Here is a 25313-nt window from a genome sequence, read left to right as displayed (position 1 = left end):
CGGCGTCCCCCGGCTCGGTGAGCGGGCCGCGGGAGCACCTCCCGACGGGACGGCAGGCGTCGAACACCCGCCGAATGCGCGGCGCACGCGTCAAAGATGTCGCGTGCGCCGCTTTCCGTCCCGCCCGTCACCGGACTGCTTGCTGCGGCGGTGCGCCCCGCCCACAATGGGCTGACCGGCCTGGGAACCAGGAGGGGATCACGTTGTCCGTCCTCAAACTGGAACGTCTCACCGGAAAGATCATGCGCGCGGGCGAAGGCAGAATGCTGCGCAGGCTCGAACGCGTCAGGGATCAGGTCAATTCCATCGAGGCGGACGTCGAGCGGCTCTCCGACGCCGAACTGCGCGCGCTCACCGACGAGTACAAAGAGCGGTACGCCGACGGGGAACACCTCGACGATCTCCTCCCCGAGGCCTTCGCGACCGTCCGCGAGGCCGCCCGGCGCACCCTCGGAATGCGCCACTTCGACGTCCAGATCATGGGCGGCGCGGCGCTCCACCTCGGCAACGTCGCCGAAATGCAGACGGGTGAGGGGAAAACCCTCTCCGCGACCCTGCCCGCCTATCTGAACGCCTTGACGGGCAAGGGGGTTCACCTCGTCACCGTCAATGACTACCTGGCCGCGCGCGACGCCCGGTGGATGGGCCGCACCTACCATTTCCTCGGCCTGACCGTCGGCGTCATCAAGGCGGAGATGAGCCCGGACGAACGCCGCGCGGCGTACGCCTGCGACATCACGTACGGCACGAACAACGAATTCGGCTTCGACTACCTGCGCGACAACATGGCCTGGTCGAACAGTGAACTGGTGCAGCGCGGACACCACTTCGCGATCGTCGACGAGGCGGACTCCATCCTGATCGACGAGGCCCGCACCCCGCTGATCATCTCCGGTCCCGCCGACCAGCCGACGCACTGGTACGGATTCTTCGCCGCCGCCGCACGGCGGATGCGGGGCGTCGCGATCCAGGAGGAGAAATTCACGGCCCCGCAGCGCAAACTCGAACTGGCCGAACTGCGCGCCGCGTACGACTACGAGTACGACCCCAAGAAACGCACCGTCGCCGTCCTCGACAGCGGCGTCGAATTCCTGGAGGACCAGCTCGGCATAGACAATCTCTACGACTCCGCGCACACGTCCCTCATAGGCCAGCTGAACAACGCACTCAAGGCGAAGGAACACTTCAAGCGGGACAAGGACTACGTGGTCACCGACGGCGAGGTCCTGATCGTCGACGAGCACACCGGGCGCATCCTCGCCGGACGCCGCTACAACGAAGGCGTCCACCAGGCCATCGAGGCCAAGGAGAACGTCACGGTCAAGGACGAGAACCAGACGCTCGCCACGATCACCCTGCAGAATTTCTTCCGCCTCTACGAGAAACTCTCCGGAATGACAGGCACGGCCATGACCGAGGCCGCGGAGTTCCACCAGATCTACAAACTCCACGTGGTGCCCATCCCCACCAACAAACCGATGGTCCGCGCGGACCGGCCCGATGTCGTCTACCGCGACGAATCCGTGAAATTCGAAGCCGTCGTCGCCGACATCATCGAACGGCACCGCACCGGCCAGCCGATCCTCGTCGGCACCGTCTCCGTGGCCAAGTCCGAGCACCTCTCCGCCCTGCTCACCGCGCGCGGCGTCCCGCACGAGGTGCTCAACGCCAAGAACCACCGGCGCGAGGCACAGATCATCGCGCAGGCCGGCCGCAGGGGCGCCGTCACCGTCGCCACGAACATGGCGGGCCGCGGCACCGACATCATGCTCGGCGGCAACCCCGAGGCCATGGCCGAGGCCGAGCTCCGGGCGGCCGGGTTCACCCCGGAGGAGGCCCCGGACCGGTACGAAGAGGTCCTGCGGCGCATCGAGGCCGCGGCGGCGGCCGAGCACGCCGAGGTCAAGGAGCTCGGCGGCCTCTACGTCCTCGGCACCGAACGGCACGAGTCACGCCGCATCGACAACCAGCTGCGCGGCCGCAGCGGCCGGCAGGGCGACCCCGGCCGGTCCCGCTTCTACCTCTCGCTCGGCGACGACCTGATGCGCCTGTTCCGCGCCGAGCTGGTCGAGCGCGTGATGCTCATGGCCAACGTCCCCGACGACGTCCCCATCGAGAACAAGATGGTCACCCGCGCCATCGCCTCCGCCCAGTCCCAGGTCGAGCAGCAGCACTTCGAGACCCGCAAGAACGTCCTGAAGTACGACGAGGTCCTCAACCGCCAGCGCAGCCTCATCTACACCGAGCGCCGCCGCGTCCTGGCGGGCGAGGACCTCCGCGAGCAGATCCGCCACTTCATGGACGACACCGTCGAGGCGTACGTCGGCGCCGCGACCGCCGAGGGCTTCGCCGAGGAGTGGGACCTGGACCGGCTGTGGAGCGCCTGCCGCCAGCTCTACCCCGTGCGCGTCACCGCCCAGGACCTCGACGCGGCGGCCGGCACCCGCTCGGACGTCACCGCCGAGCAGGTGCGCGAGGCCCTGGTCGACGACATCCACGACCGGTACGAGGAGCGCGAGCGCGCCCTCGGCACGGACGTCGTGCGCGAACTGGAACGGCGTGTCGTGCTCTCCGTCCTCGACCGCAAATGGCGCGAGCACCTGTACGAGATGGACTACCTCCAGGAGGGCATCTGGATGCGCTCCTACCTGGGCAGGGACCCGCTCTTCGAATTCCAGCGGGAGGGGTTCGAGATGTTCGGCGCGATGATGGACGCCATCAAGGAGGAGTCCGTCGGCTACCTCTTCAACCTGGAGGTCCACGTCGAGCAGCAGGAGCAGCCCGTGCAGGACGCCGTCGAGATCAGCGCCAAGGGCCTGCGGGCGCGCCGGCCCAGCGGTCAACTCCACTTCACCGCGCCGACGATGGACACGGCGGAAGGCGTCCTGGAGGGCGACTTCACACCCCACGACGAAGATCCGGAAAACGCCCGGGGAAACGGGCCGGGAACGGAGCCGGGCCCCCGGCCGCCCGACGGTCCGGCAGGCGCTCGCCGCACCCGGTGACGGCGTCGCCGCACGCCCCGTACGTCCCCAACCGGGCACGCCCTGTCGGAGCGGACGCGTGGTGCGGCCACAATGGGGGCATGAGCGACAGCCCATCTCCCCTCGCCGACCCGCATCTCGTCTTCGACCCCGTCTCCGTCACGGAGGGGGCAGGACCGCGGGACATCGTGATCCTCGGCTCCACGGGCTCGATCGGCACCCAGGCCATCGACCTCGTCCTGCGCAACCCCGACCGCTTCCGCGTCACGGCGCTCTCCGCCGCGGGCGGCCGCGTCGGTCTCCTCGCCGAGCAGGCACGCCGGCTGCGGGTGAAGACCGTCGCGGTCGCCCGCGAGGACGTCGTACCGGCGCTGCGCGAAGCGCTCCGGGGGCAGTACGCCGCAGGGGAGCCGCTGCCCGAGATTCTGGCCGGACCCGACGCCGCGGCGCAGCTCGCCGCCTCCGACTGCCACACGGTCCTCAACGGCATCACCGGATCCATCGGCCTCGCCCCGACGCTGGCCGCCCTGGAGGCGGGCCGCACCCTCGCGCTCGCCAACAAGGAATCCCTCATCGTCGGCGGCCCCCTGGTCAAGGCCCTCGCCAAGCCCGGACAGATCATCCCGGTCGACTCCGAGCACGCGGCGCTCTTCCAGGCGCTGGCCGCGGGCACCCGCGCCGACGTGCGCAAACTCGTCGTCACCGCCTCCGGCGGCCCCTTCCGGGGCCGGACCAAGGCCGACCTCGCGCACGTCACCCCCGAGGACGCCCTCGCACACCCCACCTGGGCCATGGGCCCGGTGATCACCGTCAACAGCGCGACGCTGGTCAACAAGGGCCTTGAGGTCATCGAGGCGCACCTCCTCTACGACATCCCCTTCGACCGCATCGAGGTCGTCGTCCACCCCCAGTCGTACGTGCACTCCATGGTCGAGTTCAGCGACGGCTCGACCCTCGCCCAGGCGACCCCGCCCGACATGCGCGGCCCGATCGCCATCGGCATCGGCTGGCCCGAACGTGTCCCGGACGCGGCCCCCGCCTTCGACTGGACCAAGGCTTCGAGCTGGGAATTCTTCCCTCTCGACAACGACGCGTTCCCGTCGGTCGCCCTCGCCCGCCACGTCGGAGAGCTCGCGGGCACGGCCCCGGCGGTGTTCAATGCCGCCAACGAGGAGTGCGTGGCCGCGTTCCTGAAGGGCGCGCTGCCCTTCAACGGCATCATGGAGACCGTGACGAGGACCGTGGAGGAGCACGGCAGCCCCGCCGCCGCGGCGTCGGGAACCTCCCTGACCGTCGCGGACGTCCTCGAAGCGGAGACCTGGGCACGTGCTCGGGCACGTGAACTGGCAGGCAAGACGACCGCGGAGGCTCGTGCATGACGACCTTGATGATGATCCTCGGGATAGTCGTCTTCGTGATCGGGCTGCTCTTCTCGATCGCCTGGCACGAGCTGGGGCACCTGTCGACCGCCAAGATGTTCGGCATCCGGGTGCCGCAGTACATGGTCGGTTTCGGCCCGACCCTCTTCTCGCGCAAGAAGGGCGACACCGAGTACGGCGTCAAGGCCATCCCCCTCGGCGGCTACATCCGCATGATCGGCATGTTCCCGCCGGGCGCGGACGGCCGCATAGAGGCACGGTCGACGTCCCCCTGGCGCGGCATGATCGAGGACGCCCGCTCGGCCGCCTTCGAGGAGCTGCAGCCGGGCGACGAGTCGCGCCTCTTCTACACGCGCAAGCCGTGGAAGCGCGTGATCGTGATGTTCGCGGGCCCCTTCATGAACCTGATCCTCGCCGTGGCGATCTTCCTCGGCGTGATGATGACGTTCGGCATCAGCAGCCAGACGACCCAGGTCGGCAAGGTCTCCGACTGCGTCATCCAGCAGAGCGAGAACCGCGCGAAGTGCGAGAAGGGCGACAAGGCCGCGCCCGCCAAGGCGGCGGGCCTGAAGCCCGGCGACAAGATCGTCGCCTTCCAGGGGAAGCCCGTCGGCGACTGGTCGGCGCTCCAGTCGAAGATCCGCCAGACCATCGGCCCGGCCACCATCACGGTCGAGCGCGACGGCAAGCGGCAGGACCTGCACGCCAACCTCATCAGGAACCAGGTCACCAAGACCGACGGCGACGGGGCCTACGTAGAGGGCAAGTACGTCTACGCCGGCTTCCTCGGCTTCACCCCCGCCACCGGCATCGTCCAGCAGTCCTTCGGCGAGTCCGTGGACCGCATGGGCGACATGATGGAGAACGGCGTCGAGTCGATCGTCGCCCTGCCGTCCAAGATCCCCGACCTGTGGAACGCGGCGTTCGGCGACGGCGAGCGCAAGCAGGACTCCCCGATGGGCGTGGTCGGCGCGGCCCGGGTGGGCGGCGACGTGTTCACCCTGGACATCCCGCCGGAGAACCAGATCGCGATGATGCTGTTCCTCATCGCGGGCTTCAACCTCTCGCTCTTCCTCTTCAACATGCTGCCGCTGCTCCCGCTCGACGGCGGCCACATCGCGGGCGCCCTGTGGGAGTCCGTGCGCCGCAACGTAGCGAAGGTTATGCGCCGCCCCGACCCGGGCCCGTTCGACGTCGCCAAGCTGATGCCGGTCGCCTATGTGGTGGCGGGGATCTTCATCTGCTTCACGATCCTGGTGCTCATCGCGGACGTGGTGAACCCGGTCAGGATCTCCTGACAGAAACCGGACGCTTCTGCGCAAGCGTCCGGATACGTGAAAAGTGCGGCGGCCCGGCACGTTATGTGACGGGCCGCCCACCATTGAGTGGAGTTTCGGACGGGATGTGTTCGGCCACCACGGGGTGCCGTAATCTCGAAGCCTGGAGCCCGTCGATCTCGGGACCATGATCCACACCTTGGGGATGCACGCCAGATGACTGCCGTTTCTCTCGGAATCCCGTCCGTACCGACCAAGCTCGCCGACCGAAGGGTCAGCCGCAAGATCCAGGTCGGCACGGTGGCCGTCGGCGGGGACGCACCGGTGTCGGTGCAGTCGATGACGACCACGCGCACGTCCGACATCGGTGCCACGCTGCAGCAGATCGCCGAGCTCACGGCCTCCGGCTGCCAGATCGTGCGCGTCGCCTGCCCCACGCAGGACGACGCGGACGCGCTCGCCACGATCGCGCGCAAGTCACAGATCCCGGTGATCGCCGACATCCACTTCCAGCCGAAGTACGTCTTCGCGGCGATCGACGCGGGCTGCGCGGCGGTCCGCGTGAACCCCGGCAACATCAAGCAGTTCGACGACAAGGTCAAGGAGATCGCGCGCGCCGCCAAGGACGCGGGCACGCCGATCCGTATCGGGGTCAACGCGGGCTCGCTGGACGCCCGTCTCCTGAAGAAGTACGGCAAGGCGACCCCCGAGGCCCTCGTCGAGTCGGCCCTCTGGGAGGCGTCCCTCTTCGAGGAGCACGACTTCCGCGACATCAAGATCTCGGTCAAGCACAACGACCCGGTGGTCATGGTCAACGCCTACCGCCAGCTCGCGGCCCAGTGCGACTACCCCCTCCACCTCGGCGTGACCGAGGCGGGCCCCGCCTTCCAGGGCACGATCAAGTCGGCGGTCGCCTTCGGCGCGCTGCTCTCCGAGGGCATCGGCGACACGATCCGCGTCTCGCTCTCGGCCCCGCCGGCCGAGGAGATCAAGGTCGGCATCCAGATCCTCGAATCCCTCAACCTCCGCCAGCGCCGCCTGGAAATCGTCTCCTGCCCGTCCTGCGGCCGCGCCCAGGTCGACGTCTACAAGCTCGCCGAAGAGGTCACCGCGGGCCTCGACGGCATGGAGGTCCCGCTCCGCGTCGCCGTCATGGGCTGCGTCGTGAACGGCCCGGGCGAGGCCCGCGAGGCCGACCTCGGCGTCGCCTCCGGCAACGGCAAGGGCCAGATCTTCGTCAAGGGCGAGGTCATCAAGACCGTGCCCGAGTCCAAGATCGTGGAGACCCTCATCGACGAGGCGATGAAGATCGCCGAGCAGATGGAGAAGGACGGCGTGGCCTCCGGCGAGCCGACGATCTCCGTCGCGGGCTGACCTCTCCCTCTCCCGTGCCCCGGCAGCTCTTGGAGCGCCGGGGCACGTTTGTGGGTGGGGCCCGAATGGTTGCCGCCCGCCCGCACCGCGACGTCCGGGAAGACCGGCCGCCCGCCCCTACGATGACGCGACGTCGCGGGGCAAACGGGCGGCCGGGTGGGTGAGACCCCCGCCGTGAAGCGGCGAAGAGACGCCCGCCCCCACCGAGGGCACCCCGCCCGACAACAGCGCCCCCCACCCACAAAAGGCACCCCCGCACAAGGCGCCCCCGCCAGGTACAGTGCGGAGATCAGCAGACCGTATGGTGAGGCCCCCGCACGTGTTGACTCAGACCACCACCAGGGTGCTCGAACCGAGCGACCTGGACGCCGCGCTCGCCGTGCTCGACCGCGAGCCGGTCGCGAACGCCTTCGTGGCCGCTCGCGTCCAGGTGGCCGGCCTCGACCCGTGGCGCCTCGGCGGCGAGATGTGGGGCTGGTACGAGGACGGCATGCTGGAGTCCCTCTGCTACGCGGGCGCCAACCTCGTCCCCATCTGCGCGACCCCGCGAGCCATCCGGGGCTTCGCCGACCGGGCCCGGCGGGCGGGCCGCCGCTGCTCGTCCATCGTCGGCCCCGCACCCGCCACCGCCCAGCTGTGGCGGCTCCTGGAACCGTCCTGGGGCCCCGCCCGCGAGATCCGCGCCCAGCAGCCGCTGATGGTCACCGACCGGCTTCCGGACGACATCACCCCCGACCCGTACGTCCGTCGCGTCCGCAAGGACGAGATGGAGACGATCATGCCGGCGTGCGTGGCGATGTTCACCGAGGAGGTGGGCATCTCCCCGATGGCGGGCGACGGCGGACTCCTCTACCAGGCCCGCGTCGCCGAACTCGTCGGCTCCGGCCGCTCCTTCGCCCGTCTCGACCGGGACGGCAAGGTCGTCTTCAAGGCCGAGATCGGCGCCGCCACCTCGCAGGCCTGCCAGATCCAGGGCGTCTGGGTGGCCCCCGAGTACCGCGGCCGCGGCCTCGCGGCCCCCGGCATGGCGGCCGTCCTGCGCTACGCCCTCGCGGACATCGCCCCGGTCGCCAGCCTCTACGTGAACGACTTCAACACCGCGGCCAGAGCGGCCTACCGGAGGGTGGGCTTCCGGGAGGTCGGGGCGTTCATGAGCGTCCTGTTCTGAACCGGACCGCCGCGAAGTAGGGTCGGACCATGACAGACGACGTCGTGATCGGGCCCCTCGACCTCGCCGCACGCGTGGACGACGCGCTGCACGTCCAGGCCCATGCCTTCGGCCTGAGCGAGGAGGAGGTCGCGGTACGGCGGCAGATCGTCCTGCGCCACGTCACGTACCCCCGGGCCTGCGCGTTCGGCGCGACCGCCCCCGACGGCCGGCTCATCGGCTTCGTCTACGGCATGCCCAACAGCCGGGGCCACTGGTGGTCGACCGTCGTCGAGCCGTACCTGCGCAGCCGGGACCTGGACGACTGGCTGGACGACTCCTTCGTCATCACCGAGCTGCACGTGCACCCCGGCCACCAGAACCGCGGCATCGGCAGGGCGCTCATCACCACCATCACGGAGGGCGTCCCCGAGCCCCGCTCGATCCTCTCCGCGATCGACGTCGAGAGCCCCGCCCGCGGCCTGTACCGCTCCCTGGGGTACACGGATCTGGCACGCCGCGTCCTGTTCCCCAGCGCCCCCAAGCCGTACGCCGTGATGGGCGCCCCGCTGCCCCTGCCGCGGCGGGTCTGAGCCATAACCGATTTCCGCCCGCCCCCGGCCCCCGGCTAACCTCCTGGCATCACCCTTCCCCGAGCTCCCGGCCCAGCCGGAGCAGGGGGGACCACCCTGTAGCAGGAGTTCATCATGGCCCAGGTCCAGCGCATGTCCCGATTGATGGTCAAGACACTGCGCGACGACCCCGCGGACGCCGAGACGCTCAATCACAAGCTGCTCGTCCGGGCCGGCTACGTCCGCCGTACCGCCGCCGGCATCTGGACCTGGCTGCCGCTGGGCAAGAAGGTCTACGAGAACATCGCCCGCGTCGTCCGCGAGGAGATGGACGCCATCGGCGGCCAGGAGGTCCTCCTCCCGGCGCTGCTGCCCAAGGAGCCCTACGAGGCATCCGGCCGCTACGAGGAGTACGGCGACCTGCTCTTCCGCCTCAAGGACAGGAAGGGCGCCGACTACCTCCTCGGCCCCACGCACGAAGAGATCTTCACCCAGGTCGTCAAGGACCAGTGCTCGTCCTACAAGGACCTGCCGGTGATCCTCTACCAGATCCAGACCAAGTACCGCGACGAGGCCCGCCCGCGCGCCGGTGTGCTGCGCGGCCGCGAGTTCCAGATGAAGGACTCGTACTCCTTCGACACCTCCGACGAGGGCCTCGCCGAGTCGTACGCGCTGCACCGAGGCGCCTACCAGAAGATCTTCGAGCGCCTCGGCCTCGACTACCGCATCGTGTCCGCCGTCGCCGGCGCCATGGGCGGCTCCAAGTCCGAGGAGTTCCTGGCCCCGGCCCCGGCCGGCGAGGACACCTTCGTGGACTGCCCGGCCTGCGACTACGCCGCCAACACCGAGGCCGTCACCTTCAAGCTCGCCCCGGTCGACGGCGCCGCGCACGGCCCGGTCGAGGAGCTGGACACCCCCGACACCCCGACCATCGAGACCCTCGCCGAGCACCTCGGCGTCCCGGCCTCCGCGACCCTGAAGAACCTCCTGGTCAAGGTCGACGGCGAGATCGTGGCCGTCGGCGTCCCCGGCGACCGCGAGGTCGACCTCGGCAAGCTCGGCGAGCACCTGGCCCCGGCCGAGGTCGAGCTCGTCACCGCCGAGGACTTCGAGGGCCGCGACGACCTCGTACGCGGCTACGTCGGCCCGCAGGGCCTGGCCAAGGTCCGCTACATCGCCGACCCGCGCGTCGCCCCGGGCACGGCCTGGATCACCGGCGCCAACAAGCAGGACAAGCATGCCAGGAACGTGGTCTGCGGCCGTGACTTCGAGGTCGACGACTACCTCGACGTCGTCGTGGTCGAAGAGGGCGACCCGTGCCCGAACTGCGGCACCGGCCTCAAGCTGGACCGCGCCATCGAGATCGGCCACATCTTCCAGCTCGGCCGCAAGTACGCCGACACCTTCCAGCTCGACGTCCTCGGCAACCAGGGCAAGCCGGTCCGCGTCACCATGGGCTCGTACGGCATCGGCGTCTCCCGCGCGGTGGCGGCGCTCGCCGAGCAGACCGCCGACGACAAGGGCCTGTGCTGGCCCAAGGAGGTCGCCCCCGCCGACGTGCACGTGGTCGCCGCCGGCAAGGCGCTCCAGACCGAGCTGGCCCTCGACGTCGCCGAGAAGCTGGGCGCCGCGGGCGCGCGCGTCCTGGTGGACGACCGGGCCGGGGTCTCCCCGGGCGTGAAGTTCACCGACGCCGAGCTGATCGGTGTCCCGCAGATCCTGGTCGCGGGCCGCCGCTCCGCCGAAGGCGTCGTGGAGCTGAAGGACCGCCGCACGGGCGAGCGCGAGGAGCTCACGGTCGACGAGGCGATCGCCCGCCTGACGGCCTGACTGATCCGGCACGGTGGCTGTGGGAGGGCGACCTCCTACAGCCACCCCGCGAACTCCAGCAACAGCTCCGCGTCCTGGCCACGCCCCACCCGCAGGGCCCGGACCCCCGACTCGACGGCCCGGAACAACGTCCAGCCCCGCAGCCGCTCCTGGTCCACCTCCAGGGCCTCGGCCAGCTTCTTCACGCGCCGCCGGGTGATCGAGGCGCCCGACGGCGACGCGATCAGGTCCTCGACCCGGTCGCGCACCAGCCGCGCCAGGTCGAAGGCGGCATCGCCGACCACCGGATCGGGCCCCACGGCCAGCCACGGCAGCCGGTCCCCTGCGAGGACCTTGCTCTGCCGGAACGTGCCGTGCAGCAGGCGCGGCTCCACCTCCGCCGCGAGCAGCTCGTCGCGGGCCGCGAGCGCCGCGTCGACCAGCGGCGCGAGGTCCGCCTGCGCGGCGGCGGAGGCCCGCATCGCGTCGGCCTGCCGCCCGGTCCGCTCGGCGACCGTCTCGAAGCGGTGCCCGGCGGGCGGTGCCACCCAGAGCCGACGCAGCGTCCCCGCGGCCTCCAGGAGCGCCTTGGCCTCGGGCAGGGACCGCACCGACACGTCGCGGTGCAGCCGTTCGAGGAGCAGCGCCCCGTCCGAGCCCTCGGGATCGAGCAGCCGCGCGGCGCCGAGCCCGTTCCAGTGGGCGAGCGCGGCCCGCTCGCTCTGCGGCCGTGAGCGGGGCGGCACCAGCTTGAGCACGGCGGGTGCGCCCCCGGCTTGGCGCACCATCAGCACGAGGCTGCTGCGGCCGCCGGGCACGTGGACCCGCTCGACGGTCAACTCGCGTAGAGCGACGGCCTGTTCGGCTGCCTCGGGCAGCTTCTCCAGCCAGTCGTCGCCGTCCTGCGCCGTCTCGCCGAGTGCTGTGACGAGGCGCTGCGGCGGTTCGAAAGCCATGCGCGAGTCGTTCCCTTCCTGAGCGCGTTACGCCTTGGGCGTCGCCGGTGCGGACGAGGGTGCCGACCGCTCCGCGAGCCCAGGGAAGGCTACGCTCCCGCCGCGCCAGCGCGCCGCCCGGACCGCGGCCTCCCGCAGCGCCCGCGCCGCGGTGCCCCGCCGGGCGCCCGAAGCGGCCCGTACGAGATCGGAGTAGACCCCGGCGACCCGGTCCTCCAGCTCCGTGGCGAGCCGCACGGCCGCCGCGGAGTCCGGCACCGGGAACGGCAGCGAGTACGCCGCGTCGGCGGCCTGCGGCTCGCCGCCGAGGTCGCGCACCGCGCGCTGCAGCTCGTCGCGCCGGGCGCGGTGCGCGTCGTACGCCGTGCGCGCCTCGGCCCTGCGCTGGTCGCCGATCCGGCCGCCGACGACCCCGTAGCCGTACACGGCGGCGTGCTCGGCGCCGAGCACGGCCTGCAGGGCCTTCAGCTCCTCGTCCTTCGACGCCTCGTCCGAACCCTTGCCGTCGCTCACTTGTCGTCCTCCGTCGCCGTCAGCAGGTACGCGTGGGCCGCCCCCGCGGCGGCCACCGAGGCGAGCAGCCTGCCCTGTTCGGCGGGCGCGTCCAGGACGGCCGCGCCCCGGCGGTCGGCGAGCTCGCGCTCGGCCCTGGCGAGGTCGCGCACCGCCTTGCCGGGGTCCGAGGCGACGGCGGGCGACGGCTTCGGCTCAGGGGCGGCCGGGGAGGTCGCGGAGGCGGGGGAGGCCGGGGCGCGGTCGTCGTCGAACGCCTCGGCGTGCTGCTTCACCTCGGACCGCAGCGGCCCGAGCCGCGCTTCGAGGGCGGGGTGCACCGCGAGCACGGCGTCGTAGTGCCGCAGGAGCTTCCTGCTGTCCTCGGTCGCCTCGGCGCGCAGCCGCCGGGCGGCGGACGGACGTTCGTCGGCGGCGGAGCCGGCGGAGTCCGAGCAGCCCGCGAGCAGCGCCGCCGAAGCGGCACCGGCGGCCCCGGTGAGCAGGCTCCTTCGACGCGGACCCGGGCGGGACCGCGGGGCGGTGGGATACGACGGCACGGCAGACATCCTCGGAAGGAAGGCCAAAAGGCGTGAGCGAGAAAGAAACGGAAAGGAGCACGAGGGAACGGAAAGGAGCACAAAGGGAGATCGGTGGGCAGGGGCCCGGTGATCACCGTACCTTCGGACCGCCCCGGCGCCCGCGAGCGGCTCGGAACGGAGCGGCGCACCGCCCGGCCCGTCCGTCCTGTCCGTGGGCGGCAACACCCCTCGGGACCGGATACCCTTTGACCTGACACGCGACAATCCCACAACAGCACACGCGGCCGAGGAGTCACCCGGATGAGCACCACCCAGAGCGAGAGGCTGCGGCAACTACTGGAACCGCTCGTCAGCTCCCAGGACCTCGATCTCGAAGAGATCGAAGTGGCCCCGGTCGGACGCAAGCGAGTGCTGCGAGTCGTCATCGACTCCGAGGACGGCGTGGACCTGGACCAGATCGCGGAAGTGAGCCGCCTGCTCTCCGCGAAGCTCGACGAGAGTGACGCCATGGGCGAGGGGGAGTACGACCTGGAGGTCGGTTCCCCCGGCGCCGAGCGAGCCCTGACCGAGCACCGTCACTACGTGCGCGCCGTGAGCCGCCTGGTGAAGTTCCAGCTGACCGAGGGTGGCGAACTGACCGCTCGCATCCTCACCGTGGACGACGAAGGCCTCGACCTCGAAGTGCCCGGAGTGAAGGGCCGCAAGCCCACCTCCCGCCGCCTCGCCTTCGACGAGATCGACAAGGCGCGCGTACAGGTCGAGTTCAACCGCAAGGACAAGAAGGAAGAGGAGGCGTAGCCGTGGACATCGACATGAGTGCCCTGCGGGGTCTGGTCCGGGAGAAGGAGATCTCCTTCGACCTCCTCGTCGAGGCGATCGAGTCGGCCCTCCTCATCGCCTACCACCGCACCGAAGGCAGTTTCCGTCGGGCCCGCGTGAAGCTGGACCGCGACAGCGGCCATGTGACGGTGTGGGCGACGGAGGACCCGGCGGACCTCGAAGAGGGGCAGGAGGCCAAGGAGTTCGACGACACCCCGTCCGACTTCGGCCGGATCGCCGCGACGACCGCCAAGCAGGTCATCCTGCAGCGGCTGCGGGACGCCCAGGACGACGTGACCCTCGGCGAGTACGCGGGCCGCGAGGGCGACATCGTCACCGGTCTCGTCCAGCAGGGCCGCGACCCGAAGAACGTGCTTGTCGACATCGGCAAGCTCGAGGCCATCCTGCCCGTCCAGGAGCAGGTGCCGGGCGAGGAGTACCCGCACGGGATGCGCCTGCGCAGCTATGTCGTCCGCGTGGCGAAGGGCGTCCGCGGCCCGTCCGTGACGCTGTCGCGCACCCACCCGAACCTGGTGAAGAAGCTCTTCGCTCTTGAGGTCCCGGAGATCGCCGACGGTTCCGTCGAGATCTCGGCGATCGCCCGCGAGGCCGGCCACCGCACCAAGATCGCGGTCCGCTCGACGCGTTCGGGTCTGAACGCCAAGGGCGCCTGCATCGGCCCCATGGGCAGCCGCGTGCGCAATGTCATGGCCGAGCTCAACGGCGAGAAGATCGACATCGTCGACTGGTCCGACGACCCGGCCGACATGGTCGCCCACGCGCTCTCCCCGGCCCGCGTCAGCAAGGTCGAGATCGTCGACCTCGGCGCCCGCTCGGCCCGGGTGACCGTGCCGGACTACCAGCTGTCGCTCGCCATCGGCAAGGAGGGGCAGAACGCCCGTCTGGCCGCGCGGCTCACGGGCTGGCGCATCGACATCCGGCCCGACACCGAGCAGCCGGCCGACCAGTAGCGACCAGCGGGGGAGCCGCCGCCGGGAATAAATTCCGGGCGGCCACCGCTTCGATCACGACAGTATGTGGCGAGTAGCCGTTCGATTCTTGCCCCAAAGGGGTGAGGTCGGTGCGGGGAGGTAGACTTAAGCGTGTCTGGCCGGACGCATGCCCGCGTATGCCCTGAGCGCACCTGTGTGGGGTGCCGGGAGCGAGCGGCCAAGAGCGAACTGCTGCGCATCGTGGCGAAAGAGGGCGCCTGCGCCCCCGATCCAAGCGGTACGCTGCCCGGCCGGGGTGCGTATGTACACCCCGCCCTGGTCTGTCTAGACCTGGCGGTCCGCCGCCGGGCGTTCCCGCGGGCCTTTCGAGCCCAGGGGCCGCTCGACACGGAGGCGCTGCGCCGGGCTGTCGAGACGGTTGCCCAGTAGGCAACAACGCAAGACGTGGCTGTACGGAACCCCGTGCGGCCCTGGTACCCCGCGAGTTGGAAGTAGGTCGAGATTGCGATGAGCACTCGATGAGCACGCGATGAGTACGCCCATGAAGTAGCGACGGTCCGGCGTAACCCGGACCTAAAAGGAGCGAAGTGGCTAAGGTCCGGGTATACGAACTCGCCAAGGAGTTCGGTGTAGAGAGCAAGGTCGTCATGGCCAAGCTCCAAGATCTCGGTGAATTCGTACGTTCGGCGTCCTCGACGATCGAGGCGCCCGTAGTACGCAAACTGACTGACGCATTCCAGCAGGGCGGTGGCAACGGCAAGTCCGCCGCCAAGCCCGGCGCGCCGCGCAAGCAGGCCGCCCCCAAGCCGCCGACCCCGTCGGCGCCCTCTCCCGCGCAGGCCGCCCGTCCGGGTCCGGCCGCGCCCAAGCCGCCGGCGGCCAAGCCCGCCGCGGCCGAGAAGCCCGCGGCTTCGCCGGCGACCCCGGGCCCGCGCCCGACGCCCGGCCCGAAGCCGCCGGCCCCCAAGCCCGCGCCGGCCTCGCCGGCTCCGGCTGCCCCGGAGTTCACCGCTCCGCCCGCCGCCCCGGCCGCTCCGGCAGCCCCCGCGGCACCGCAGACCCCCCGCCCGAGCGCCGCTCGCCCGGGTGCCCCGAAGCCCGGCGGCCGTCCGGCCCCCGGTCAGGGCCAGGGTCAGGGTCAGGGCCAGGGCCGTGGTGACCGCGGCGACCGCGGCGACCGTCAGGGTGCTCCGCGCCCCGGCGGCCAGGGTGGTGCCCCGCGTCCCGGCGGTGCCCGTCCCGCGGGTCCGCGTCCTGGCAACAACCCCTTCACCTCTGGTGGCTCCACCGGCATGGCGCGCCCGCAGGCGCCCCGTCCGGGCGGCGCCCCGCGTCCCGGCGGCCAGGGTGGCCCCGGCGGTCCCGGCGGCGCCCCGCGCCCGCAGGGCCAGGGCGGTCCCGGCGGCGCTCCCCGTCCGCAGGGTCAGGGCGGCGCCCGTCCGACCCCGGGCGGCATGCCTCGCCCGCAGGGCGGCGCTCCGCGTCCCGGCGGCGGTCCCGCCGGTAACCGTCCGAACCCGGGCATGATGCCGCAGCGTCCCGCCGCGGGTCCGCGTCCCGGCGGTGGCCCCGGTGGTGGCCGTGGTCCCGGTGGCGGCGGCGGTCGTCCGGGTGGCGGCGGCGGTCGTCCCGGTGGCGGCGGCTTCGCCGGTCGTCCGGCCGGTCCCGGTGGCGGCGGCGGTTTCGCCGGTCGTCCCGGCGGTCCCGGTGGCGGCGGTGCCGGTCGTCCCGGTGGTGGCGGCGGCTTCGGCGGTCGTCCCGGTTTCGGTGGCCGTCCCGGTGGCCCCGGTGCCCGTGGTGGCACGCAGGGTGCGTTCGGCCGTCCCGGCGGGCCCGCCCGTCGTGGCCGCAAGTCGAAGCGGCAGAGGCGCCAGGAGTACGAGGCCATGCAGGCCCCGTCGGTGGGCGGCGTCATGCTGCCTCGCGGCAACGGACAGATCGTCCGCCTGTCGCGCGGTGCCTCGCTGACCGACTTCGCCGAGAAGATCAACGCCAACCCGGCGTCGCTCGTCGGCGTGATGATGAACCTCGGCGAGATGGTCACCGCCACCCAGTCCGTCTCCGACGAGACGCTGAAGCTCCTCGCGGACGAGATGAACTTCGTCCTGGAGATCGTCAGCCCGGAGGAGGAGGACCGCGAGCTCCTCGAGTCGTTCTCCATCGAGTTCGGTGAGGACGAGGGCGGCGAGGAGATGCTCGTCTCCCGTCCGCCGGTCGTGACCGTCATGGGTCACGTCGACCACGGTAAGACCCGACTTCTGGACGCGATCCGCAAGACGAACGTCGTCGCGGGCGAGGCCGGCGGTATTACGCAGCACATCGGTGCGTACCAGGTCGCCACCGAGGTCAACGGCGAAGAGCGCGCCATCACCTTCATCGACACCCCCGGTCACGAGGCGTTCACCGCCATGCGTGCCCGTGGTGCGAAGTCCACCGACATCGCGATCCTCGTGGTCGCGGCCAACGACGGTGTGATGCCGCAGACGATCGAGGCGCTGAACCACGCCAAGGCGGCCGACGTGCCGATCGTGGTCGCGGTCAACAAGATCGACGTCGAGGGTGCCGACCCGACCAAGGTGCGCGGTCAGCTCACCGAGTTCGGTCTGGTGGCCGAGGAGTACGGCGGCGACACGATGTTCGTCGACATCTCCGCGCGTCAGGGGCAGAACATCGAGCAGCTGCTCGAGGCCGTGGTCCTGACCGCGGACGCCTCGCTCGACCTGCGGGCCAACCCGGAGCAGGACGCGCAGGGTATTGCCATCGAGGCCCACCTCGACAAGGGCCGCGGCGCCGTCGCGACCGTCCTCGTCCAGCGCGGTACCCTCCGCGTCGGCGACACGATGGTCGCCGGTGACGCGTACGGCCGAGTCCGCGCGATGCTCGACGACAAGGGCGAGAACGTGGAGGAGGCGACTCCGTCGACTCCGGTCCTCGTGCTCGGTCTCACCAACGTGCCGGGTGCCGGCGACAACTTCCTGGTTGTCGACGAGGACCGTACGGCGCGTCAGATCGCCGAGAAGCGTGCCGCCCGTGAGCGCAACGCCGCGTTCGCCAAGCGCACCCGCCGGGTGTCCCTCGAGGACCTCGACCAGGTGCTCAAGGCAGGCCTGGTGCAGGACCTCAACATCATCATCAAGGGCGACGCGTCCGGTTCGGTGGAGGCTCTCGAGTCCTCGCTGCTCCAGCTCGACGTCGGTGAAGAGGTCGACATCCGTGTCCTGCACCGCGGTGTGGGTGCGGTCACCGAGTCCGACATCGACCTGGCGATGGGCTCCGACGCCATCGTCATCGGCTTCAACGTCCGTGCGGCCGGCCGTGCCGCGCAGATGGCGGAGCGCGAGGGCGTCGACGTCCGCTACTACTCGGTGATCTACCAGGCCATCGAGGAGATCGAGGCGGCCCTCAAGGGCATGCTCAAGCCGGAGTACGAGGAGGTCGAGCTCGGCACCGCGGAGATCCGCGAGGTCTTCCGCTCGTCCAAGCTCGGCAACATCGCGGGTGTCCTCATCCGTTCCGGCGAGGTCAAGCGCAACACCAAGGCCCGCCTGCTGCGCGATGGCAAGGTCATCGCGGAGAGCCTCAACATCGAGGGTCTGCGCCGCTTCAAGGACGACGTCACCGAGATCCGCGAAGGCTTCGAGGGCGGTATCAACCTCGGCAACTTCAACGACATCAAGATCGACGACGTCATCGCGACGTACGAGATGCGCGAGAAGCCGCGCGGCTGATCGACTGCCTCACGGCAGTCCGATCTGCGCGGTCAGCGTCGGGGCCGGTCGACGGGGAAAATCCCGTCGATCGGCCCCGGCCGTTCCGTGTACGGTTCTTGTGTCCCTGCCAAGCGGTTGGCGGGGCCTCGACCCCGTACCGGCGGGACATCCGGACACACATGTATGTGGGGACTCTGTCCTTCGATCTGCTCCTCGGCGACGTACATTCGCTGAAGGAGAAACGCTCCGTCGTCCGTCCGATCGTCGCCGAGCTCCAGCGCAAGCACGGAGTGAGCGCGGCGGAAGTGGGCGGTCAGAACCTGCACCGCAGAGCCGAGATCGGCCTCGCGGTGGTGTCCGGCGACGCGGGCCACCTCCATGACGTACTGGACCGGTGCGAGCGCCTGGTCGCCGCCCGGCCCGAAGTGGAGCTGCTGTCGGTCCGGCGGCGGCTGCACGGCGACGACGATTGAACACAGCAAGACAAGCCCAGGGAATGCCCGGGGATAAGGGAGACGGAGCAGTGGCCGACAACGCGCGGGCGAAAAGGCTGGCGGACCTCATTCGAGAGGTGGTTGCTCAGAAGCTGCAGCGCGGGATCAAGGACCCGCGGCTCGGAACGCACGTGACGATCACGGACACCCGGGTGACCGGTGACCTGCGGGAGGCCACGGTCTTCTACACGGTCTACGGCGACGACGAAGACCGGGCCGCCGCGGCCGCGGGCCTGGAGAGCGCCAAGGGCGTACTCCGGTCGGCGGTCGGCCAGGCGGCGGGCGTGAAGTTCACGCCGACGCTGGCCTTCGTCGCGGACGCCCTGCCGGACAACGCCAGGGCCATCGAGGACCTGCTGGACAAGGCACGGCTCTCGGACGCCAAGGTGCGTGAGGTCTCGGCGGGCGCCGAGTTCGCGGGCGGTGCCGACCCGTACCGCAAGCCCGAGGACGACGACGAGAACGAGGACGGCGACGCCCCCGCATGAGCAAGAGCAGCACCACAACGCCGGACGGACTTGTCATCGTCGACAAGCCGTCCGGCTTCACTTCGCACGACGTGGTGGCCAAGATGCGCGGGATCGCCAAGACCCGCCGCGTCGGGCACGCGGGCACCCTCGACCCGATGGCGACGGGTGTCCTCGTGCTCGGCGTCGAGCGCGCCACCAAGCTCCTCGGTCACCTGGCGCTGACCGAGAAGGAGTATCTGGGCACCATCCGCCTCGGACAGAACACGATCACCGACGACGCGGAGGGCGAGATCACCTCGTCCACCGACGCGTCCGGGGTCACCCGCGAGGGCATAGACGCGGGCATCGCCAAGCTCTCCGGCGACATCATGCAGGTGCCGTCGAAGGTCAGCGCGATCAAGATCGACGGAAAGCGGTCGTACGCGCGGGCCCGCAAGGGCGAGGACTTCGAGATCCCCGCCCGGCCCGTGACGGTCTCCGCCTTCACGGTGTACGACGTCCGCGAGGCCGTGGCCGAGGACGGCACGCCCGTCCAGGACCTGGTCGTCTCGGTCGTCTGCTCCTCCGGGACGTACATCAGGGCGCTCGCCCGCGACCTGGGCGCGGACCTCGGTGTCGGCGGCCACCTGACCGCGCTGCGCCGCACCCGCGTCGGCCCCTACAAGCTGGACGCGGCCAAGACCCTCGACCAGCTCCAGGAGGAGCTGACGGTGATGCCCGTGGCCGAGGCCGCGGAGCGGGCCTTCCCGCGCTGGGACGTGGACGAGAAGCGCGGCCGACTGCTCCTGAACGGCGTACGGATCGACATGCCCGAGGAGTACGCGGGTGTGGGCGCCGTCGCCGTCTTCGATCCGGAGGGCCGCTTCCTGGTCCTGGCGGAGGAGTCGCGGGGCAAGGCCAAGAGCCTGGCGGTCTTCGCGTAGCGGGAGCGGTGATTATGTTGTGGGGTGGCGCTCTCATTCTGGAGCGGTGATCTCGCCTTGGAGCGGTGGTCTTGTTCTGGAGCGAGGACCTCTTTCTGGGGTGGTGATTCTGTTCTGGAGCGGCGATCCCGTTCTGGGGCGGTGAGTCTGTTCTGGGTCGGTGATCACGCCTGTGGTGCGGCGATCTCGTCGTGGAGCGGCAACCCCGCCATGGAGCGGTGCTCTCGTTGTGGATTGGCGACCCCGTCGTAGAGCGGTGATCACCCCTGTGGTGCGGCGATCTCGTCGTGAAGCGGCTACCCCGCCATGGAGCGGTGCTCTCGTTGTAGATCGGCGGCCCCGCCGTAGCGCGGTGCTCTCGTTGCGGAGCGGCGGACTCGCGTCCGCCGCTCCACGATCCCCCCACTACTGGTGTATCCATCGCCGCGTGCCCATTCACCCCATCGAGCAGGCGCTCGGAGTGAACCGCGGGGTCGGAAGGGGGCGCGTTCGCGTCTCCGCCTGTCCCGCTGATCACGCCCGACCTACGGTCGGTGGATAACGGGGCATGGTGGGGAGGTTCGAGCATGGCGGGACGCGGCCCGCGGTCCGGGCGCGCCGGGGACGCGGGGGAGCGAGGCGGCCCCTCGGGTCCGGTGCCCGACCGGTCCGTGGTGCGGGTGTGTGATCTCGCGGGACGCCCGCGAGGCACAGGGTTCGCCGCCGACGAGGACGGCACGGTCGTCACGAGCCACGAAGCGGTCGACGGCCTGGCCCGGATCGTCCTGCACGCACCGGGCGAACGCACCTGCGTGGTGCCCGCCGACGCGGTGGTGGCACTGCCCGCCGTCGGCCTCGCGCTCATCCGCACCGAGGGACTCGGACTGCGGCCCCTCCCCGTCACCGTGCGGGACTCCGTCGCGACCGGCACCTACGTGCGGATCGCCGCGCACGGCTGGCGCGAGGCACGCGTCCTCGGCTCCTCGCCGGTGACGTACACGGCGACGGACCGCTTCCATCTGGTGGACACCGCCCTGGAACTGGCGATCGGCACGGACGGCGCCGACGCGCTGCGGCTGGGCGGCGGGGCCGCGGGCGGTCCGGTCGTCGACACCTCGTCCGGCGCCGTCCTCGCCGTCCTCGGGACCGCCCTGCTGCCGCAGACCCCCGAGCCCGCCCCGCCCGGCCAGGACGCCTGCGCCCACCGCCCCGCCGGGTACGCGCTCCCGCTGCGGGCCGCGGCCGCCGCCGACCCCGCCGGGCCGCTCGCCGCGCTCCTCGGCCACAACGCGGCGACCGTGCCCGCGTACGGCGACGACCTGAACCTCGCGGGCGCGCTGCACCTGACCGCCACCTCGGCGGGCTCCGACGGGCCGCGCGCCCCGCTCCACGAGCCGGTCGAACGACCCGATACGGCAAGGGAGTTCACCGCCTTCACCGCAGGACCCGCACGCGTGCTCGGGCTCGTCGGCGACCCCGGCACGGGCCGCACCACGGAGCTGGCCGCGCTCGCCGCGCGCCGGGCACGGGGCGCCGAGCCCACCCCCACGCTGTGGCTGCGCGGCGCCGACCTGCGCAGCACGGACACCTCCGTGGCCGACGCGGTGGAGCGGGCACTGGAGCGTGCCGGGCGGATCCTTGAGGCGGCGGACGAGGCCCCGGCGGACCAGGGCCTCGGTGACGTCTCGGCCGGCCGGATCGCACGGCTCGTACGGGACGCGGGGCGGCCGCTGCTCCTCCTGCTCGACGGCCCCGAGGAGATGCCGCCCGCGCTCGCGCACCTCCTCGCGGAGTGGAGCGAGGGCACGGCCCGCTGGCTGCGGGAGACGGGCACACGCCTCGTCGTCGCCTGCCGCGCGGAGTACTGGGAGCAGGCCGGAGCCCACTTCGACGTGGCGTCGCTGCACGGGGCGGACCAGAGCGCGGGGCTCCCCGGCTGCGTACGCCTCGGTGACCTGCCGGAGCCGCAGGCCCGCCGGGCCCGCGCGGGGTACGGCATCCCGGACGGCGCGCTCGCCCCCGCCGACGCGCGGCATCCGCTGGCGCTGCGGCTGCTCGCCGAGGTGCGGGCCGCCCGGCCGGACGCGCCGCCACCGGGCATCCCGGACCGGCCGGAGATCCTCGCGGCCTACCTCGACCTGCTCTGCCTGCGGGTCGCGGTGCGGCTCGCGGCGGCGAACGGACTGCGCGGGAGCGCGGTGCGCCGCCTCGCCGCGAGGGTGTCCGGGCAGGTCCACGAGGCGGCGCGGCGGTGTCTGGGGCCCGGCCAGGGGGAGCTGGACACGGCCTCCTTCGAAGAGGTCTTCCCGTGGGGGGCGCTGTCGGCCTGTACGGGGTGGGCGCCCGCCGTCCTCACGGAAGGGCTGCTCGTGCCCGCCGGTGCGGGCTACCGCTTCGCGCACGAGGAGCTGGCCGACTGGATCCAGGGGGCGCACCTGGACGTGGACGGCGCGCTGACGTCGCTGGTACACCGGCACCGGGTCGCGGCCAGGACCCCCGCCGTCCCGGAACAGCGGCGCCGCGGGCGGGCCCCGGCGCCCGCTCCCCGCCCGCTGCCGGTGCCGAGGCACCGCATCGGCCCGGTGATCCAGGCGCTGCTGTTGCTGGGCCGCCAGCAGGGCGCCGCGGAGCTGGCCTCGCGCCTGGTCGGCCTGGCGGACGCCCTGGTGGACTTCGCCGACGGGTCGCCGCCTGCCGTAGGGGTGGAGCAGGGAGCCGAAGCGGCGGACGCGGACGACACCGGGGACGCCGGGGACATCGGGGACATCGGGGACGCCGGGGACGCCGGGGACGCCGGGGACGCCGCATGGTGGGCCGCCCACCTGCTCGGCGAAGTGCTGCTGCGCGTGCCCGACGCCTCCCCGTACCTCGCCGTGCTCGAACCCCTCGCCGAGCGGGGGGAGTTCGGGCCCTCCTTCTGGCTGACGCTGCCGCTGTGCGAGGCCGAGCGCTTCGCGCTGCTGCGGCGGCTCGTCGTGCACGACGGACCCCCGGGCGCCCCGGACCGCTGCCTCGACGCCGTCGCCGAACTTCTCGCCGCCGACCCCGCGGGCGTCCAACCGCACCTCTCGCGCTGGTTCACCGACGAACGGCCGCTGGCCGCCGCGCCCGACGCCACCGTCGCCTCCGCCGCGCAGGCGCTGCTCCACACCCACCGGCGCCGCGCCATCGACGACCTCATCGAGACCCTCGTCGACTGCGCCGACACCCACGCCGACGAACTGCTCACCGCGCTCGCCGAGGAAGAGCCGTCCGCCGTCTGCCGCGCCGTCGGCCGCTGGGCCCGCGACGAACGCCCCGCCCGGCGCGTGGCGGCCGCCGCCTACGCCCCGCTCGCCGCCCCGCACACCACCGGCCGCGCCGACCGCGAGCTCCTGCGGCACGCCGCCTTCGCGCTGCTCGCCCCCGCCGACGACACCCTGCACGGCTCCGCGCTCGCCCTCCTCGTGCACGACCCGCAGACCCGCTCACGGCACCTGCCCCACGCCCTCTCCCGCTTCGCCGCCGGGGACCCCCGCCTCCCCGCGAGCGCCCTGGCCGCCGCCCTGGCCACCCACCCCGATCCGGTGCTCGACGCCTTCCGCGGCCGCCTGCACGTGCCCGGAACGGTGCCCGACGACGTGCTGTGCGCCCTCGCCGACGTGACCACTCCCGCGCTCGCGCGCCGCGTGGCCGACCTCGTGCACGACCTCCTGGAGGCCCGCCCCGAGGCGGCAGGCCAGGCCGCCGCGTACATCGACCGGCGGCTCGAACACGGCCCCGCCGTGCGCCCCGTCCTCTTCCCGCTGGTCGCCAGGCTGCTGCACAGCCGCCCCGCGCGGGTACGGGCCGCCCTCGCGCCCGTGCTCGCCGCCCCCGGCACCGCCGCCTCGCGCGACCTGCGGGACGAGCTCCTTGACGTCCTGCTCAGCGAGGAGCGGGACTCCGCCGTTCTGGAGAGCGTCCTGCGGGCGGTGGCCCGCGGCATGGGGGAGCGCGGCGAGGCCCGTACGCGCGAGCGCGTGCACCGCACCGGACTCCTGCTCGTCCGCACCCCGGAGGGCGCCTCCCGCTTCGACCGGACCCTGGTCGAACTGGCCCGCACCCGGCCGGGCTTCGCCGCGCTCGTCGCGGGCTGGATCGGCGCCGCCCCGCAGGACTGGGCCGCGGTGGTCGGGCCGAGCGCCTGCCGCACCATCGAGGGTCTCGCGGGTGGCGTCCGGGTCCCCGCCTAGGTTCTCGCGCCCGCAGCGCGCGAGTGACCCCCGCCACTCCCTCCGGTGCGAGCCCCGACCCGTCGGCATGGCAGTCTTAGTCCTGCGCAATCGGCAAGGGGAACGTACAGATGTACGTGACGTATACGGGTTCGGCGAGGAGCAAAGAAGTGCAGCGCTGGCGTGGCTTGGAGGACATCCCCCAGGACTGGGGGCGCAGCGTCGTCACCATTGGTTCCTACGACGGCGTGCACCGCGGTCACCAGCTGATCATCGGGCGTGCCGTGGAGCACGCGCGTGAGCTCGGCGTGCCCGCCGTCGTCGTCACCTTCGACCCGCACCCCAGCGAGGTCGTGCGCCCCGGCAGCCACCCGCCGCTGCTCGCCCCGCACCACCGGCGCGCCGAGCTGATGGCCGAGCTCGGTGTGGACGCGCTCCTGATCCTGCCCTTCACCACGGAGTTCTCGAAGCTGTCGCCCGCCGACTTCGTCGTCAAGGTCCTCGTCGACAAGCTGCACGCGCGCGTGGTCGTCGAGGGCCCCAACTTCCGCTTCGGCCACAAGGCCGCGGGCAACGTCGACTTCCTGGCCGAGCTCGGCCGTACGTACGACTACGAAGTCGACGTCATCGACCTCTACGTCAGCGGTGAGGCAGGCGGCGGCGAGCCCTTCTCCTCCACCCTGACCCGGCGCCTGATCGCCGAGGGCGACGTGACGGGAGCGGCGGAGATCCTCGGCCGCCCGCACCGCGTCGAGGGCGTCGTCGTGCGGGGCGCGCAGCGCGGGCGCGAGCTCGGTTTCCCCACGGCGAACGTGGAGACCCTGCCGCACACCGCCACTCCCGCCGACGGCGTCTACGCCGGATGGCTGCACGTCGAGGGCGAGGCGATGCCGGCGGCGATCTCCGTGGGCACGAATCCGCAGTTCGACGGCACGGAGCGGACGGTCGAGGCGTACGCGATCGACCGGGTCGGCCTCGATCTCTACGGCCTGCACGTCGCCGTCGACTTCCTCGCTTTCGTGCGGGGCCAGGCGAAGTTCGACTCCATCGAGTCGCTGCTGGTCGCCATCGCGGACGATGTGAAGCGGTGCCGTGAGCTGATCGAGGCGTCGCGGCCCGCCCAGCTGCCGTAGCAGCGGCCTTCGTACGTGTCTGCGGGTGCGACGTGGTTGCTCGCGCAGTTCCCCGCGCCCCTGGAGAGCGCCCGCAGGGCGCTCCACCCAGGGGCGCGGGGAACTGC

19 protein-coding genes are annotated in these 25313 nt (G+C 71.8%); 16 read left to right on the top strand and 3 right to left on the bottom strand.

Going from position 1 to position 25313, the window contains the following annotated elements:
• Positions 1–242: 242 nt before the first annotated feature.
• The 7 genes from secA to ACFVYL_RS16845 all read left to right on the top strand — a co-directional run bounded on the left by secA (position 243) and on the right by ACFVYL_RS16845 (position 10563).
• On the top strand, positions 243–3005 hold the full coding sequence (gene secA / locus ACFVYL_RS16875; protein ID WP_389716827.1) for a preprotein translocase subunit SecA: 2763 nt from the start codon (positions 243–245) through the stop codon (positions 3003–3005).
• Positions 3006–3085: 80 nt separating this feature from the next.
• Positions 3086–4363 (top strand): 1-deoxy-D-xylulose-5-phosphate reductoisomerase, encoded by a 1278-nt coding sequence (gene dxr / locus ACFVYL_RS16870; protein WP_389716444.1) that lies wholly within the window; start codon positions 3086–3088, stop codon positions 4361–4363.
• A complete protein-coding gene (locus tag ACFVYL_RS16865) occupies positions 4360–5661 on the top strand; it encodes a M50 family metallopeptidase (protein ID WP_389716442.1) in 1302 nt (433 codons plus the stop codon). The genes dxr and ACFVYL_RS16865 overlap by 4 nt, the downstream gene beginning before the upstream one ends.
• Positions 5662–5856: 195 nt before the next feature.
• On the top strand, positions 5857–7014 hold the full coding sequence (gene ispG, locus ACFVYL_RS16860; protein WP_150215887.1) for a flavodoxin-dependent (E)-4-hydroxy-3-methylbut-2-enyl-diphosphate synthase: 1158 nt from the start codon (positions 5857–5859) through the stop codon (positions 7012–7014).
• 319 nt (positions 7015–7333) lie between these two features.
• A complete protein-coding gene (locus ACFVYL_RS16855; RefSeq protein ID WP_389716439.1) occupies positions 7334–8182 on the top strand; it encodes a GNAT family N-acetyltransferase in 849 nt (282 codons plus the stop codon).
• A 29-nt stretch (positions 8183–8211) separates the two neighbouring features.
• Entirely contained in the window at positions 8212–8754 is a 543-nt protein-coding gene (locus ACFVYL_RS16850) for a GNAT family N-acetyltransferase (RefSeq protein WP_389716438.1), read from the top strand.
• A gap of 114 nt (positions 8755–8868) precedes the next feature.
• The gene (locus tag ACFVYL_RS16845) at positions 8869–10563 is read left to right on the top strand and encodes a proline--tRNA ligase (RefSeq protein WP_389716436.1); all 1695 of its coding nucleotides are present in this window, start codon (positions 8869–8871) and stop codon (positions 10561–10563) included.
• A gap of 35 nt (positions 10564–10598) precedes the next feature.
• On the opposite strand, the gene ACFVYL_RS16840 is transcribed toward ACFVYL_RS16845, so the two are convergent.
• Genes ACFVYL_RS16840 through ACFVYL_RS16830 form a run of 3 tightly spaced genes read right to left on the bottom strand, consistent with a single transcriptional unit; the run spans position 10599 to position 12550 of the window.
• Positions 10599–11498 carry an aminoglycoside phosphotransferase family protein gene (locus ACFVYL_RS16840; protein ID WP_389716434.1) on the bottom strand — a complete coding sequence of 300 codons (900 nt, stop codon included), beginning with the start codon at positions 11496–11498 and terminating at the stop codon, positions 10599–10601.
• Between the two features lie 27 nt (positions 11499–11525).
• On the bottom strand, positions 11526–12011 hold the full coding sequence (locus ACFVYL_RS16835; protein WP_389716432.1) for a ferritin-like domain-containing protein: 486 nt from the start codon (positions 12009–12011) through the stop codon (positions 11526–11528).
• Positions 12008–12550 carry a hypothetical protein gene (locus ACFVYL_RS16830; protein WP_389716430.1) on the bottom strand — a complete coding sequence of 181 codons (543 nt, stop codon included), beginning with the start codon at positions 12548–12550 and terminating at the stop codon, positions 12008–12010. The genes ACFVYL_RS16835 and ACFVYL_RS16830 overlap by 4 nt, the downstream gene beginning before the upstream one ends.
• 282 nt (positions 12551–12832) lie before the next feature.
• On the opposite strand from ACFVYL_RS16830, the gene rimP reads away from it, so the two are divergent.
• The 9 genes from rimP (at position 12833) to ACFVYL_RS16785 (ending at position 25206) form a co-directional block, all read left to right on the top strand.
• Positions 12833–13330: a ribosome maturation factor RimP gene (gene rimP, locus ACFVYL_RS16825; protein WP_389716428.1), complete on the top strand. Its 498-nt coding sequence runs from the start codon at positions 12833–12835 to the stop codon at positions 13328–13330.
• Between the two features lie 2 nt (positions 13331–13332).
• Positions 13333–14322 carry a transcription termination factor NusA gene (nusA, locus tag ACFVYL_RS16820; RefSeq protein WP_389716426.1) on the top strand — a complete coding sequence of 330 codons (990 nt, stop codon included), beginning with the start codon at positions 13333–13335 and terminating at the stop codon, positions 14320–14322.
• A 132-nt stretch (positions 14323–14454) separates the two neighbouring features.
• Positions 14455–14733 carry a YlxR family protein gene (locus tag ACFVYL_RS16815; protein ID WP_389716423.1) on the top strand — a complete coding sequence of 93 codons (279 nt, stop codon included), beginning with the start codon at positions 14455–14457 and terminating at the stop codon, positions 14731–14733.
• Positions 14734–14891: 158 nt separating this feature from the next.
• Entirely contained in the window at positions 14892–18032 is a 3141-nt protein-coding gene (infB, locus tag ACFVYL_RS16810; RefSeq protein WP_389716420.1) for a translation initiation factor IF-2, read from the top strand.
• 161 nt (positions 18033–18193) lie between these two features.
• A complete protein-coding gene (locus tag ACFVYL_RS16805; protein WP_389716418.1) occupies positions 18194–18487 on the top strand; it encodes a DUF503 domain-containing protein in 294 nt (97 codons plus the stop codon).
• A gap of 50 nt (positions 18488–18537) precedes the next feature.
• Positions 18538–18996 carry a 30S ribosome-binding factor RbfA gene (gene rbfA, locus ACFVYL_RS16800; protein WP_389716416.1) on the top strand — a complete coding sequence of 153 codons (459 nt, stop codon included), beginning with the start codon at positions 18538–18540 and terminating at the stop codon, positions 18994–18996.
• A complete protein-coding gene (truB, locus tag ACFVYL_RS16795; protein WP_389716413.1) occupies positions 18993–19901 on the top strand; it encodes a tRNA pseudouridine(55) synthase TruB in 909 nt (302 codons plus the stop codon). The genes rbfA and truB overlap by 4 nt, the downstream gene beginning before the upstream one ends.
• Before the next feature lie 566 nt (positions 19902–20467).
• Positions 20468–24094, top strand: a complete 3627-nt coding sequence (locus ACFVYL_RS16790; RefSeq protein WP_389716411.1) for a trypsin-like peptidase domain-containing protein — start codon at positions 20468–20470, stop codon at positions 24092–24094.
• Between the two features lie 149 nt (positions 24095–24243).
• Positions 24244–25206 (top strand): bifunctional riboflavin kinase/FAD synthetase, encoded by a 963-nt coding sequence (locus tag ACFVYL_RS16785; RefSeq protein ID WP_389716410.1) that lies wholly within the window; start codon positions 24244–24246, stop codon positions 25204–25206.
• The last annotated feature ends 107 nt before the right edge of the window (positions 25207–25313 follow it).

Source organism: Streptomyces sp. NPDC058308, assembly GCF_042880275.1.
Lineage (GTDB): Bacteria > Actinomycetota > Actinomycetes > Streptomycetales > Streptomycetaceae > Streptomyces.
Note: the sequence above shows the minus strand (reverse complement) of the source record. Positions and strands in the feature narration are given on the sequence as shown.